The sequence below is a fragment of the Paenibacillus sp. 7541 genome (genome assembly GCF_002276395.1).
GTDB classification, from domain to species: Bacteria; Bacillota; Bacilli; order Paenibacillales; family Paenibacillaceae; genus Paenibacillus_AQ; species Paenibacillus_AQ campinasensis.
Genome location: NZ_NQLZ01000024.1, coordinates 1 through 13280, shown reverse-complemented (window position 1 = coordinate 13280; position 13280 = coordinate 1). Strand labels below are relative to the sequence as shown.

Sequence of the window (13280 nt, the reverse complement as noted above, 5' to 3'; positions counted from 1 at the left end):
TGTCATCCCTCCCTTAGCCTTTAAAATTTGATATACGTGTTAGAACAGAAAGGAATCTTCATTCCCTATATCTTTTGTACTTTTAGCTTCTGTCTTCAGGTTATATATAATTTCCACTTCACAACTGACAACTTCAACAATTCGTATTTCATTGTTCTTTTCAAAATTAAACAATGCATAGTTTGTATATTTTCTATCGCTTACACCTTGATAAGCCACACCATGAAATCCAATTTCAGCACAACAATTACCAATATAATTGGTTAGTAGATAAGCCTTTTTTAAGGGCTTATTCTCTTCGTTTATCTCATTAAAAAAACCCTGGAAACTATGATCAAACAACCCGATGTTAAACAACTTCAATTTTTTTCTCGTTTTAAAAAGAGCAATGTCAATATTTTCATCGTTTAACGGATGAATTTCATACGGGATGGCTTTCATTCGATTACTCAGATATAAAACGGATATGCCAACAGCATTATAACGTCCGTGCTGAGGCAACCCCTCAGGCGGATTCCAGATTTCATCTTCTCCAAATACATGTTTCCTATCTTTTTTTCGTGCCCTTCCTCTAAAAAGCTGAGTCCCACTTCTTAATTCTATATAGTCTCTCTTTTCATAATGTTTTTGTAGAAGATCATAGACTTTTTTTCCCGTTTCATGCTTATATGCCAGAAGAGGATATTTCAAAAGATGCTGTTTAAACTCATGGAGTTCCTGCCAACTAAGATCAATATTATATTTTTGGGCAAACTGAGAAAACTCAATAAAGTCAAAGTCATCTAATCCAAATACCGAATTTGTTTCATGTTCATCATAAACTTGATCATAAGATTCAAAAGTACCTCCATCGGGATTATGGGAGTAATCAATTGGATCTTCACCGTAGTGGCAAGTTTGACAACGTAGATGTTTAAGTATTAGCTTATGGAACTTATCGTCTATTCCTTTCTCCCACAAAAAGCTTTCAACAGTTTGTCCTGCGTTGTTCTCAATAAAATTACTTGGGTCTTCTTCATCTTTATTCCAACGATAAACATCATAATCAAGTTGCGCGCCGACACATTTAAAACACCCATAAATTTTTTTTGAAAGTTCGCCTCCAATTAACACGAAGATGGGTATTATCTTCTCTTCAAAATACTCTTCAGAGTAATACTCAACGTAAGCTTTAAGCTTTAAATTACACAGTAAACAATTATATTTAGTTTTTTCTTTCTCTCTTATGGTTCGAGGTCTTCTGTTAATACCTACTTTTATATTTAGCCTATTAATGACTTCAATTAGATCGTCAAAACAACTCCTGCAAATGACGGAGCACTCGTTCATATCTTCCACTCGCCCATTTAGTAAAATTTAACACGGTTCATTATTTTTCATAATTCGACATATCTGATCAAAATCCTTTTATTCCGCCTCATTCTTGTCTTTGAGATCGCACCGATAATTCGACGAATCTGGTGCGGGTCCCCCCCGAACTACCCACTCTACTTTTTTCGTCGTAACAGTGTCTATAAAATACACAGTCGTGTCTCCATGGCGGCACAGAGGATCTCGTAACATCTTGCTTGAACTTGACTGAGGATTTAACACGAGGTATGCTCTATTTATCAGCTTCGTATATCACGTAAAAATCAGGTGCGTATATCTTTTTCTGCGTATAACCCATTAGCGCCTGGTTCGTATATCTTGGCTGACAAAATCAAAGTTATGCGAATTCGAAGCGAGAAAAGCGAAGTAGTGGTATGGCGAAAAGCCTTATGGTACAAGGGATTCCGGCATTTTTGAAGGGTCAAGAAATGGTTCGCATAATGTTGTGTTAGGTGAAGTACCTTGACTTCCTCGAATTACTTACAACTTGTCATAAAGAGGAAGGCTTCTAAGTCTTGAATCCAAAAGCCTATTAATACTGTTCTTATCAGTTCTTTCATTCTCTTGCTCTACCAACTCAGCACAGTGTAGGCATGTTATATACGAAAAGCCTGTTAACTTCTTTATTTGTCCTAATGGTATGCCCGTCTTAATCTGTTGCATGATGACAAATTTCGCAACACTTTCAGCTTCTCTTGATTGTAAAATTGCACTAAGAACTTCAAACATTGATGCATTCGAAGTTAATTCTTTACCTTGATTAGTTATAAATAATGCTCCTTTGGGGTCATTACCCGCAATTGAATCTCGGATCACTAGATAATTTCTAATTTGGCTAGATAATTCGTCAGGTAGGTGAATACGATAATTATTTATATTAAGTGTGTTTACAATTTCATTTATATCGCTACGAACTAGGGCTTTAATACTTTTTATCTTCAAACCAGCATACATAACAAGTTTAGTTATAATCGCAGAAACATAATCAGTGAATGCCTTATTATATCCAGTTGTTTTCAATAAATCGGACTTAGGGTTATTAATGCATTCATTACAATACTCCAATAACTCATTGTACACATCATCACTAATAGGCGACTTTTGTTTCTTCGTTATCAGATTGTAATCTTTAGTTTTCGCATGTATTAATTTCTTTAAGCTCTTTAGCTTCTCTTCACTATCTATCGTATTATTAGAAATTCCGAGGAAATCACGAATGTACCTGAAATAGGAATAGATTACGGAAAAATAATTGTCTAGAGTAGAGTAAAATTGAATATTATAGTTTTCAATATAATAAATTGCACTATCAGCAAATTTCTTCTCGTTCATTCCACGCAAAATGTCTTCCCAATTGTTATCCGACAGATTACCTATTACAATTAGATACTCACAAAAAACCTCTAATTTTCTTCTATAAGTAACCGTTGAACTTTCAAAATATTTCCCTTCAGTTTCTGTCTCTAAAAAAGAATTAAATGTCTCTTTTAATTTCATAGTTTTCTCCTCTTTACAAGGTATTTCACCTAACTCCATATCTACGAACTTCACTAATACCACCATCATATGACGATTACCGTATTTCGTAAACACCTATATACTTGTGGAGTTAGCGAAGCTCAATGCTTGGTTTAAATTTGGAGTGGTTTGTCGTTTCCAAATCCTAGTCCTGCCCCTCCTATAAATCCAGGGGACTTCGTATTCTCCGTGCATCTTTTAAAGTAACGTGGGTGTATCGTTCTGTTGTGCGACTGCTTTCGTGACCTAGCAGCTCCTGAATGTAACGCAAGTCGGTTCCTGCTTCCAGCAAATGTGTTGCAAACGAATGACGTAATGTGTGCAGACTGGCCTTTTTTTGCAAGTTGGATTGTAGCAGTGCTTGTTCGAACACCTTTTGTACCGTTCTTTCCGTGATATGCTTGCCTGTGGCTTGGCCGGGAAACAACCATTTCTGAGGAGTGTGTTGTTTTATGTATTCCCGAAGAACATCAAGTGCGGATTGCGAAAGAATCGTATAACGGTCCTTTCTTCCTTTTGCCTGCCTGACCTTGACTAAATACCGTTCCGCATCGATCTCTTCTAGTCTTAACCGAACCACCTCACTTACCCGTAGGCCGGAGGAATATGTCAGATATAATATGGCCTTATGTTTCAGGTTATGTACATGTTCCAACACCCTCCGTATTTCCTCTAGAGTTAGCACGTTCGGTAATTTCTCCTCCTTCTTTGGTCTGATATATGCGTCCAATGCCAAGGATTCGTTAAAGACATGTTATGTATAGAATTTCAATGCGCTCACAGCCTGATTCACATACGCATGCGAATAATGATGACCTAGAAGAGACAGCAGATATTGTTGAATACGTATTTCATTTCCTATAGACGTCCCATTATCCTGTGTAAATTGAACATAGCGACGAACATGCCCCACATAGGTTTTGATGGTTCGCCTGCTGTAGCCTTTCAGTATTAATATATCCTTCATTCTCCGTTGTTCTTTCGAATCCCAACGTACATGCCGTTCTCGCCTTGCGGTTCAGGTTCGGCTTCGGATTGAATCTAGTTCCCAATCACCATTTCATTTGTATGGCCGCTAGCGATCAGGGCTCTTTCCGTATAATTCTTGAATATCTGTGAGGTCTGGATCGATCGAAAATTGACCTTCAGGAAATCTTGTAACCAATGAGTGGACTACCTCTTTACGGAAAGGAATCCTCCATACCTTCTCATCAGGCAACCACCTTCTGCCCGGAATACGTTTGATGAATGCAATATCTTCTGCAATAAACCCTTTTAGCGATACCGCCAAGTGACGATCATCCCATCGGGTTATGACCACTTCCATTCTGATCTCCTCCTTCATAATCTCCTCAAATCCACTCCTACACAAAAAAGACCCACAGTCCGTCATATCCATGACCGGGCTGCAGGTCTTCGTACTTCGAAGCCTATTGTTACGCTGGAATCCTATCGCATGATGTTCTTATCCGTCTTCCTTCTTATTACATCTTTCCAACGGCCTGGGGACCAAATATAAGAACAAATTTGATAATGATCACTCCCTGACTCTCTTCTGCTTTTATAAATATCGATGTCGTTGTTCTATATGTCTTTAATGAACGCAACGATCCGATTCACTTCTCTATATCCTATCCTTTTATGAAATGCCTGACTTCCGTCATTATGCAATTCAGCATCTGAGGCCACCTGGGCACATCCTAACGACTTTGACCATTGTTCTCCTGCTTCAACTAGCTGTCTGGAAATGCCCTTATTCCTGTATTCTTCTTCTACATATATTCCTTCAATATACCCTACGGGACTTGATTCGGATCCTTCCACATAATCATATCGCAACGACATATGGATGAAACCCACAACCTTATCTCCAATAACCGCTAGATAGAAAATGTCCCTTTCTGAATACAATAATTCTTCATATTCAGCTCTTAAATGTTCCACCGTATTGTCCGGCCATAATTTCAAGGCTAAGGATACTAATGCTATGAGTTCCGATTCACTCGCCTTTACAATTATCATGAGCTTCACCACGCTTATATCATTTTTCGTAACGTTGGCAGGATTGACTTAACACACATCCATGGCTCTCATACGCTTCATATACTCATAAACATCATACATGGCTGTTATACCTGGTCTTGTGCCTAATAATGATGTGGTATTTTCTTCATGTAAGTTCACCTGGGATCAGAATACGAAGATGATGAGTACAAAGGCCATGATCCAAATGGAAGGAACGAGATTGATCGCTACGATAGAAAGAGGACGCATCTTCTTCACATAGATCCAGGATAATAAGGAGCATACCGCAACCGCTATTGGATATAATGTGACCATGATCATAATGCCTACTCCCCAAAGCGACAAACCGCTATCAAACACCATGAACGATACACCCCACACGATAAGCCAAGGCACTAACATCAACGCGTAGATGGACTGACTGATAAACAGAAATAATTTCATGATCTGGGCTCCGGCTTAACAAAAATAAAATGGTCGTAAGGATTCCAGACATGCAGATGATCAGCGCGATATCCTCTTAGCCACAGCGCATCATTCATCCGCCGAAGATAGAAGCCTTTCGGGAAATCATCATCATCCGTCAGCCTCCTTGAGGCTATCGTAATGGAGCCCGATGGCGCTTGATTTCGCTGTACACCGTCTCCTGAATCCCCTTCTGGCTGGTCGGCGTACTGCAATCTTATATATGGGCCCAGCTCAAGCGGGCATAATGCCAGGCCGAATTCGGCTGCTCTTTGGTATATCTGATCCGTCGTCGCTCCATCGCGAAAACCAAGATCGCCAACCGTGACTTCAACGGTTTGCAGGCTGTATCTAGTATCTGAGGTGGTAAATCGATCATCCGTTAATAATCGCTCGGCGTACTCATTCATCCTAATATCACTTTGTTTCAGCTTCTGAATGAGCTGTGCTTTCGTAAGCCCACCTATTTCTACTGTTCTTGTAGTTACTAGACGATTCGGGTACACTTCTTCGTTGTCGACATGCATTCCTCTTCCTCCTGTCAGGTGTCTATTAGATAGGCTAAAGCATATTCTTGCTCAGCCTGCAAATTTGGGATTTCATCCGGATTTGAAGCGTACATGATGCACATTCCATAATTCACTTAGAAAAAGCAGCTCCGAAAGGATCTCTTCTTTACTTAATTCGTCCGAGTGGATGCGAAGCAAATAGGAATCGCTGGAATCGGTTTCGATTTTATAAGTAATCGTGTCCGAAACTTGAATAAATTGAATACAGCTCCAATCCAGATCATAATATTGAAGCGCATTTAGTGCGACTTTCCTTGCACGGGAAAGCAAGTCTTTCCTTCCTTCGTCTGTGTCATAGTGAAAGAAAGATTTCATAGTGGGTTCTCCTTTATGGGAGTAATTTTGTATCGATGATGAGCCGCCTGTCCATTTCCCGTGCTATGCTGTCAACACCACGGAGCGCATGGAGCGAGATTTAAACTGTGCTACGTGTTTCCACTTCTTCGCATACTCCCGACCCACATATCGCCTGTTTTCATAAAATAGGATCGTTCGATCCTTCCATCCACCTCGGTTTCAAAGATTTTGAAGGCTTTATTCTGTATTTCATTCACTTCTTGAGCAGTTTCTAAATCACTTTCCCACACATCGTATCCATTCACACATCTTTTCCAGACAAAACGATCCATTAACGGGTGGTGAATCTTCAACGGAAATTCCTTATGTTCTTCGTGATCCATAAAGATATGGTTGTAATAATCAATTTCATCGTTAATAGCCGCGACAATCTGAGAGTCCATGAATTCCGGATCGCCTAACCATATTTTTAAATAATAGGGTTGATTCAGCTGTTCAAGCTGTTCTTGCCAAGCTACATAGATTTCAATCAATTGATAGAAAATTTGTCTTCTGAATTTATACGGGGGATTTTTCCTTCCTATGAGGTTGGGGTTTATTTGATATAAGTTATAGAATGGGCTAATCCACAGCTTTACATATTCCTTATTATATTGAAGTAAAGAATCAACGTGGAGTTGTTTATGATAATCGGCCCAGGTTTCAAGCTTCCTCGCTTTCTTCCTCATACCGCGTATCTTTTTATGTATGGATGTTAATTTCATCGATGTACTCCTTCAAGTAGTTCGGCAAATTCACCTAATGTCCTGGTATTTTCATACACCCGGGCTTCGGCTGCCGGCATCTTCAAATACTCACATGACGATCTCATTTACGCTTTACTAATGTCATGGCTTGACTGGCAGCGGATTCATATACGGCATCCATGACCAATTGTACGCGATGACCGTCTGCAAAGGTAGGTACGTTTAAATCCACCTTCTGATTAACGATGGAATGATAAATCTGATCGACCATCGGATATAATCCTCTATAATATTGATTCGCTGGAGCTGGCAAATGACTTGGAAGGCTTTGATCTTCTATTTGCAAATTATGAAATTCTCCTCCTGAACTTATCATTAAATCCCTATCATTGTTCATGACCAGCGTTCCCTTAGTCCCGAAAATCTCCAATTTCCATCCATTTCCTCGTACTGCAGGATAGAATACATCTACCATAAAGGGCGTCCCATTCTCAAAATGTCCCATTATAGTAAAAGCATCGTCAGAGTCTCTCTGCTCAATCCCAGCGGATCCATGAAATACTGGAACTAACGTTTTTAATTCTGCATATACATCCGAAATGGGCTGATCCATCCACCACATCAATGAATCCAGCATATGTGATCCCACCGCAGATAAAAACCCACCTCCATCCTGTCTTCTTCCCTCCCAGCCTCTGTACTGTGATAATAAGTTGTTATAACCCGAGAAACTTCCTATATATTTAATGTATTGAATCTCCCCTAATTCGTTATTGCTAACCATTTCTTTGATTTTCATTCTCTCTGGAGTAAGTCTCCATTGAAAATTAACAAACCCCATCACATTGGAGTTTTGTTGTGCTTCGAGCATGCTCGAAGTTTGACATGCGCTTATTCCTAAAGGCTTCTCGCATAACACATGAACATTTTTGTTTATCGATTCCATGGTCATCTCATAGTGGTGACTGGGAACGGAGCATATGGTTATGAGGTCCAGTTCTTCTTTATCCAGCATCTCTTTCCAGTTGGTATAAATATGATTGACTTCAATTTCTTTGAACGCGTCATTGGATCTCCCTCTATAGACACTGGCAATAGCCTTAACTTCAAACCCCTCATGTAGTCCCAAGATAGGAGCATGAACCGTAGCACCGAATCCAGTGCCAATGATTCCAACTTGAATTTTCTTCATAGACAAATTCGCCCCTTAATATTTATAGTTTCGACCAGCTGGTTCGTAATAACGCTCCTGTATTCCCGCGTGCACCCGATTTTATACGATATCGACGGTATTCTCGAATAATTAAATGCATAGTTACTATCCTCTACGTAAATCCTTCATACGATTTCTACAGATTGACTGTTCCCTTGGGTGCTGGTTTACAATATTCTCGAGGTGATCATGATGCGGATTCAAGAAGTATGCGCAGCGCTAGGATTAACCAAAAAAGCGGTAGAATACTACATCCAGCAGGAGCTGCTCTCGCCTAAGGCGCTTGATAACGGCTATCGCCAATTTAGCAAACAGGATATAGAACGGTTGCGGAAAATTAGTGTTTTACGCAAGCTTGGATTAACAATAAAGGAGATTAAGCAGACGCTTGCCGATCATGGGGATGCCATGCTCCAGCAGAAATTAATGCATAACGAACAGCGCTTGATGCATGAGCATATGAGGCATTCGCTGCTGGCTGAATTAAGTGCGGACGGTGACTGGCTTGAGATCGAAAACAAACCGCGTGCCTTGGAGCAGCAGGAGACATTAAGCAGCAAGCTGCTTAACGCCTTTCCAGGAGAATATGGCCGCTTTATCGCTGTCCATTTCGCTCATTTTCTTCCGGATGCAATAGAAAGTTCAGATCAGCAAGCAGCGTTCGAGGAAATCATCAGCTTTCTGGATGACACCGCCACCTTGTCATATCCGGCGCAGGGGCAGTCAACGCTGGACGATCTGCAGTCCGGTCTGGATGACCAGCAAGCGATGCTAACGCTATCGGACTGGCATCAGCTGTCGGCAGACATGATTGAGCATGTGCGCCAGGCGGAGCATTTTCTAGAGGAGCATGAGGAGAGCATCCAGGCATATCTGGCCTTCAAACAGTCTGAGCAGTATTTGACTTCCCCTGCTTATCAGATGCACAAGCGGCTGCGTGAATTTCAGCAAGCCAGCGGCTATTACGAACGCTTTATCCCTGCAATGAAACGACTAAGTCCGGCTTATCGCGAATACACCGAGATGCTTGAACAAGCTTCCAATGCGCTGCGTGCCAAATATAATGATCAGCGTTAAGCCAGCTACTACCCGTTATTGGGCTGAGAACGCTTGATTACCCCATCATAGTAATACTCCATAGCCAATAGAATTTGTTTCTTATAATTGACCGTGTAACCGTCCAACTTATGGTCGTTAAAAACTTGATGTATGAATACACGCAAGCTTGCCGTATTGGCATAACCCAATCATAATAGCATTTTGTGATTGAAGCAATTCACAGTAGGGTTTCCGCTGTAAGGAATGGCCGTCTATTCGTCAGCCTGTATGATGTCCCCAACCGCTTTCAATCCCATAGCTGCTCTTTAAGACGACTATGGCTCGGATCCTCAGTCTCGTATATCTCGTCATGATAATCAGGTGTGAATAGCATGCAGGAAAAAGCCTTGCAGCGCCCTTCGTTACGTTATGCGTTGACAGTTTACCTTGTCGATTTTATAATGAATAATAATTCATTCATTAAAAGGAGTAACTAAATTGCCCCGTACACCTGAACAATACGAAGCTATGCGCCTTGCAACCCGCACCAAAATCCAGACAGCGGCGATGCGGCTGTTCGTTCGTCAAGGATACGGCTCCACCAATGTGCAGCATATTGCCGATCAGGCTGGCATCAGCACCGGTCTGCTGTACCGCCATTACAGTACTAAGGAGCAGCTATTCGAGGAACTGGTGCAGTTCGCCATGACCGGACTTGAGGCGCTAATCGCCAAATTTCAGACCAGCGATGAGCCCGTTGAGGAACTGGCACGGTTCGCTGACGAAGTGTATCACGATCTGTCCGCCGGCGATGACTTTGGGCACCTCTTACTGCTGATGACGCAATCCTTCTTCTCCACGGAGACGGACGATCGGAAAGAGGCTCTCAGGCAGCTCAATACCAATCTACTCCAAGCGACTGCAGCGCTCATCCACCAAGGGCAGCGGCAAGGCAAGCTCCGAGAAGGGAACGCTTTTGAGATGGCGCAATATTTCTTTGCCTCCATTCAGGGACTGGCGATGATGAAGGTGATGCTTGAGGGTGAATTTTCCATGCCATCGAGATCGCTCTTGACCATAATATTCGATAAGGAAGGTGAAACGTTGTGAAGCACTCAGGCTCATTTAAGGTTGTCCGGGCAGATCGCGCGGGTGTAGAGGTCAGAAACCAGATGGCGGAGATTTTCGCCGACGGCTTCTCGCAGTGGCTCACGTATTTCTCTAAGGACCGGGATATCACCGCGAAGGCATTCGCTCATATGTTCGTTCTGGACCAATTTTATGTGGCGCTCGCTGGTGATCGCGTGGCGGCCTTTGGCGCATGCACGGACTGTCAGAAATTCTCCACGGAGCTTCAAAGCGCACCGCTCCGCCGGCATCTGGGCTGGTTCAAGGGCACGATGGCAGCGCTCATTCTGAAGAGGGAATTCCAAAAGCCGTTTATCAACCCGCCAGCCGAAACGGGCTCCATCGAGTTTATTGGTACTGCCTTATCTTTCCGCGGCCAAGGAGCGGCCTCGGCAGTTATTCAACATATGCTGGATCATTTGCCGTACCGTAACTATCTTATCGAAGAGGTCGCAGATACCAATGTCCCGGCCATACGCTTATATGAGAAGCTGGGGTTCACCGAATACAGACGCAAGCCCCTATCGTCAATGCAGGCCCGAAGATCTGGCATCAATCACATGATCTCGCTGCGTTTGGAGAAGGCCTGAGCCACAACAAAGCCTGCCCGGTACTCGGGCAGGCTTCCAGATCAGCTCTTCTTTGAACAATTTGAGCCAATAACATTTATAAGATTTGTATATCTCTAGATAACTTTCATCTACATCAAGATCAATATGACTTTTCCGTCCACAAAAGAAACGACATTAAAATTGGAGTACCCCCAAGTTTCAATGGTTTTTCCGCCACCGGAGGTAATGTCCTTAGCAGCTGGATCTCCCCATGACAGCTGTACCTGCTCCTTCGTCATGCCTAGAGAAACCTGTCCCGCCTTAATCTGTTTCCAGATGGAGGCGGACCATTTGTATTTTTGATAAGGGTCGTACGTTAATAACGAAGACCGGTCTGCAAACAGCTGCGTCACTTCCGAAGAGCGCATAGAGTAACTTTTCACCGTTTTCCCTGATGCCGTTTTGAAAATCACGTTGAATTGACCCTTGTCGTCAGGCACAATGTCAGTTACCGTCAATTTCGAGAAGCGTTCCAGGTTCTCGAAATCATTCACCCAATACGTCCGGCCGATAAACTTAACCAAATTGCCTTGCATCGCTTTTTTGATCAATCCAGCCGTTTCGGTGGAGACCACAGTCATGGTCGCATCCGTGCCGAGGGAGATATGCGCTTGCTTCCACTTGGCATCCCAGCTGGTTGTAGCCCCTAATGCATCAGATAATAGAGAGGCCGGAATGAGCATTTCGCCCTTATCGTTCATTGGCGCAGCCTTGAGACGGATGGAGCGTTCATTCAGCTTGGCTTGGTTACTGCCTGCTTTGAACCAGAGCACACTCTGTCCGAATTTCGCCTCCACGCCTCCGTTTTTAGCCGAATAGGTACCTCCCAGTGCTTGGATAACGGACTTCGCCGGAACCATGACATTGCCTTTGACCTGTTTGGCGTATTTCAAATTGTTGCGCAGGCTGGACGATACCGTTACCGATTTGGATTGTCCGCCCGATGTCACCGTCATTTGCGTCTTTCCGACACCCGTAGATTTCAACGTGCCGTTCTTCTGGACAGTCAATAAATAAGGTTTTTCGATCTCGATGCTTGCATCTTTAACGGGCACCTTGATCTTGGCTCCGTTCGTGTAGTTCTCCTGGATACTCACTTCCAAGGAATCTCCTACATAAGGCGTCGTATTGGATATCGCAACGGATAAGCTTTTAACTACCGGGACATCCACATTCTTGTTCTGTCCATCCTTGTGATGTATCCAGCTTCCGTCACCTCGCTGCGCATAGAAGCCCTCCGACAAATCCTTTGCATTCCCGTAAATGGATGTCCTTACAATCCCGCTAAGTCCCGTGATCTGCTCCTTGAGCTTCCAGCGGTCTTTGTACGTTCCGGTTGTCCACACGGTTCCGTCCTGGAGTGTCACGATCAGAAGATCCGTCGGCTCATTGGATACATAAACGATATGAGCTGCATGTTGAGCCACGGTAACCGGGATGATCCGCCCGTTATCGTCGAAGTTCGACGTCTCGTACACTACCACGTCGCCGTTATCATGCAGCAGAGCGACGCGTCCACTGTGTACCGTCATGGATTTGACAGATGCCGGACTGTCCACGATCCCGAGCTTTTTAAACTGTCCCTTCTTGTAGTTATCCTCCAGTAGCAGTTCTCCGCTTGAGGACAATGCAGCGAATTCCTGATCCGCATTGGCAATCAGCAGAATGCCGCTGAGATTGTTTACTTTTACATTGCCGCTCCATACGGTACCATCCGACTTCAGCCAGTAGTAACCCGAAATCTGCTTCACGCCGCTTGTGCCCGGAACAACCTCGGGGCCCTTGCCAACGCCCCACTCCACTAAGCGGCCCTCCTGCGTCATCCCGATGCCCCTGTACTCATAACCACTAATGGCTACGAGGTTGCCTGGGGTTCGAATGCTATGGCGTCCGTCAATCAAGGACCACATGGAGCCGTCGCTCATCAGATAGGTATTCTTTCCCGCAATGTCCCGGATCTTGAGCTCGGCCCCTTCGGCAGAAGTACTGTCGGGGCTGCCCCCCGCCAAACCGAGTCCCACCAGCATGCTAAACAAAACGAGAACATACAACGATCTTTTCACTTATGACCTCTCCTCATCGTCCAAGTAGGAATATTTTTCTAACAGCCTCGATTGATTTCGACAAGATAGGCTGTATTTCCTGCATATGTAGTGAGACGCTGATCAATAAGGAACTAAAGAGCACTCACCGATGGATAACAATCTTCTACACTCAGTTCTTGTTGATAAACGGTGTCCCCCATAACCACAAAAAAGCCTATTGATCAGTAATTGATCAATAGGCTTTTATTATTGCC

At 43.3% G+C, this 13280-nt stretch carries 15 protein-coding genes; 3 read left to right on the top strand and 12 right to left on the bottom strand.

Features of this window, described 5'->3' with window-relative positions:
- Nucleotides 1-39: 39 nt before the first annotated feature.
- The 11 genes from CHH75_RS15320 to CHH75_RS15275 all read right to left on the bottom strand — a co-directional run bounded on the left by CHH75_RS15320 (nt 40) and on the right by CHH75_RS15275 (nt 8183).
- Nucleotides 40-1329: an RES domain-containing protein gene (locus CHH75_RS15320; RefSeq protein ID WP_095398604.1), complete on the bottom strand. Its 1290-nt coding sequence runs from the start codon at nt 1327-1329 to the stop codon at nt 40-42.
- A 522-nt stretch (nt 1330-1851) separates the two neighbouring features.
- A complete protein-coding gene (locus tag CHH75_RS15315; protein WP_176475584.1) occupies nt 1852-2964 on the bottom strand; it encodes a hypothetical protein in 1113 nt (370 codons plus the stop codon).
- 85 nt (nt 2965-3049) lie between these two features.
- Nucleotides 3050-3574: a tyrosine-type recombinase/integrase gene (locus CHH75_RS25050; RefSeq protein ID WP_255223042.1), complete on the bottom strand. Its 525-nt coding sequence runs from the start codon at nt 3572-3574 to the stop codon at nt 3050-3052.
- 69 nt (nt 3575-3643) lie between these two features.
- Nucleotides 3644-3856, bottom strand: a complete 213-nt coding sequence (locus tag CHH75_RS25045) for a phage integrase N-terminal SAM-like domain-containing protein (protein WP_155619155.1) — start codon at nt 3854-3856, stop codon at nt 3644-3646.
- 108 nt (nt 3857-3964) lie between these two features.
- Nucleotides 3965-4216: a hypothetical protein gene (locus CHH75_RS15305; protein ID WP_095267487.1), complete on the bottom strand. Its 252-nt coding sequence runs from the start codon at nt 4214-4216 to the stop codon at nt 3965-3967.
- A gap of 257 nt (nt 4217-4473) precedes the next feature.
- Entirely contained in the window at nt 4474-4911 is a 438-nt protein-coding gene (gene aac(6'), locus CHH75_RS15300; RefSeq protein WP_095267488.1) for an aminoglycoside 6'-N-acetyltransferase, read from the bottom strand.
- A 168-nt stretch (nt 4912-5079) separates the two neighbouring features.
- Nucleotides 5080-5358, bottom strand: coding sequence for a hypothetical protein (locus tag CHH75_RS15295; protein ID WP_095398602.1), 279 nt, complete (start codon nt 5356-5358; stop codon nt 5080-5082).
- Nucleotides 5355-5906 carry a helicase gene (locus CHH75_RS15290; RefSeq protein ID WP_095267490.1) on the bottom strand — a complete coding sequence of 184 codons (552 nt, stop codon included), beginning with the start codon at nt 5904-5906 and terminating at the stop codon, nt 5355-5357. The genes CHH75_RS15295 and CHH75_RS15290 overlap by 4 nt, the downstream gene beginning before the upstream one ends.
- A 72-nt stretch (nt 5907-5978) precedes the next feature.
- Complete coding sequence (locus CHH75_RS15285; protein WP_095398601.1) at nt 5979-6263, bottom strand: hypothetical protein; 285 nt, start codon at nt 6261-6263, stop codon at nt 5979-5981.
- Between the two features lie 110 nt (nt 6264-6373).
- A complete protein-coding gene (locus CHH75_RS15280) occupies nt 6374-7009 on the bottom strand; it encodes a hypothetical protein (protein ID WP_095398600.1) in 636 nt (211 codons plus the stop codon).
- A gap of 103 nt (nt 7010-7112) precedes the next feature.
- A complete protein-coding gene (locus CHH75_RS15275; RefSeq protein ID WP_095267492.1) occupies nt 7113-8183 on the bottom strand; it encodes a Gfo/Idh/MocA family protein in 1071 nt (356 codons plus the stop codon).
- 210 nt (nt 8184-8393) lie between these two features.
- Between CHH75_RS15275 and CHH75_RS15270 the strand changes: the two genes are divergently transcribed.
- The 3 genes from CHH75_RS15270 to CHH75_RS15260 all read left to right on the top strand — a co-directional run bounded on the left by CHH75_RS15270 (nt 8394) and on the right by CHH75_RS15260 (nt 10960).
- Nucleotides 8394-9281, top strand: coding sequence for a MerR family transcriptional regulator (locus CHH75_RS15270; RefSeq protein WP_095267493.1), 888 nt, complete (start codon nt 8394-8396; stop codon nt 9279-9281).
- Between the two features lie 459 nt (nt 9282-9740).
- The gene (locus CHH75_RS15265; protein WP_095267494.1) at nt 9741-10352 is read left to right on the top strand and encodes a TetR/AcrR family transcriptional regulator; all 612 of its coding nucleotides are present in this window, start codon (nt 9741-9743) and stop codon (nt 10350-10352) included.
- Nucleotides 10349-10960, top strand: a complete 612-nt coding sequence (locus tag CHH75_RS15260) for a GNAT family N-acetyltransferase (protein ID WP_244908298.1) — start codon at nt 10349-10351, stop codon at nt 10958-10960. The genes CHH75_RS15265 and CHH75_RS15260 overlap by 4 nt, the downstream gene beginning before the upstream one ends.
- A 110-nt stretch (nt 10961-11070) precedes the next feature.
- Here the strand turns inward: CHH75_RS15260 and CHH75_RS15255 are convergent, their stop codons facing one another.
- On the bottom strand, nt 11071-13044 hold the full coding sequence (locus CHH75_RS15255; RefSeq protein WP_095267495.1) for a stalk domain-containing protein: 1974 nt from the start codon (nt 13042-13044) through the stop codon (nt 11071-11073).
- Between the last annotated feature and the right edge of the window lie 236 nt (nt 13045-13280).

Bases quoted from the DNA above. Each gene is read 5' to 3' on its own strand.
- CHH75_RS15320 (WP_095398604.1), bottom strand. From the start codon at position 1,329: ATGAACGAGTGCTCCGTCATTTGCAGGAGTTGTTTTGACGATCTAATT.
- CHH75_RS25045 (WP_155619155.1), bottom strand. From the start codon at position 3,856: ATGAAGGATATATTAATACTGAAAGGCTACAGCAGGCGAACCATCAAA.
- CHH75_RS15305 (WP_095267487.1), bottom strand. From the start codon at position 4,216: ATGGAAGTGGTCATAACCCGATGGGATGATCGTCACTTGGCGGTATCG.
- CHH75_RS15295 (WP_095398602.1), bottom strand. From the start codon at position 5,358: ATGAAATTATTTCTGTTTATCAGTCAGTCCATCTACGCGTTGATGTTA.
- CHH75_RS15290 (WP_095267490.1), bottom strand. From the start codon at position 5,906: ATGCATGTCGACAACGAAGAAGTGTACCCGAATCGTCTAGTAACTACA.
- CHH75_RS15285 (WP_095398601.1), bottom strand. From the start codon at position 6,263: ATGAAATCTTTCTTTCACTATGACACAGACGAAGGAAGGAAAGACTTG.
- CHH75_RS15280 (WP_095398600.1), bottom strand. From the start codon at position 7,009: ATGAAATTAACATCCATACATAAAAAGATACGCGGTATGAGGAAGAAA.
- CHH75_RS15275 (WP_095267492.1), bottom strand. From the start codon at position 8,183: ATGAAGAAAATTCAAGTTGGAATCATTGGCACTGGATTCGGTGCTACG.
- CHH75_RS15270 (WP_095267493.1), top strand. From the start codon at position 8,394: ATGATGCGGATTCAAGAAGTATGCGCAGCGCTAGGATTAACCAAAAAA.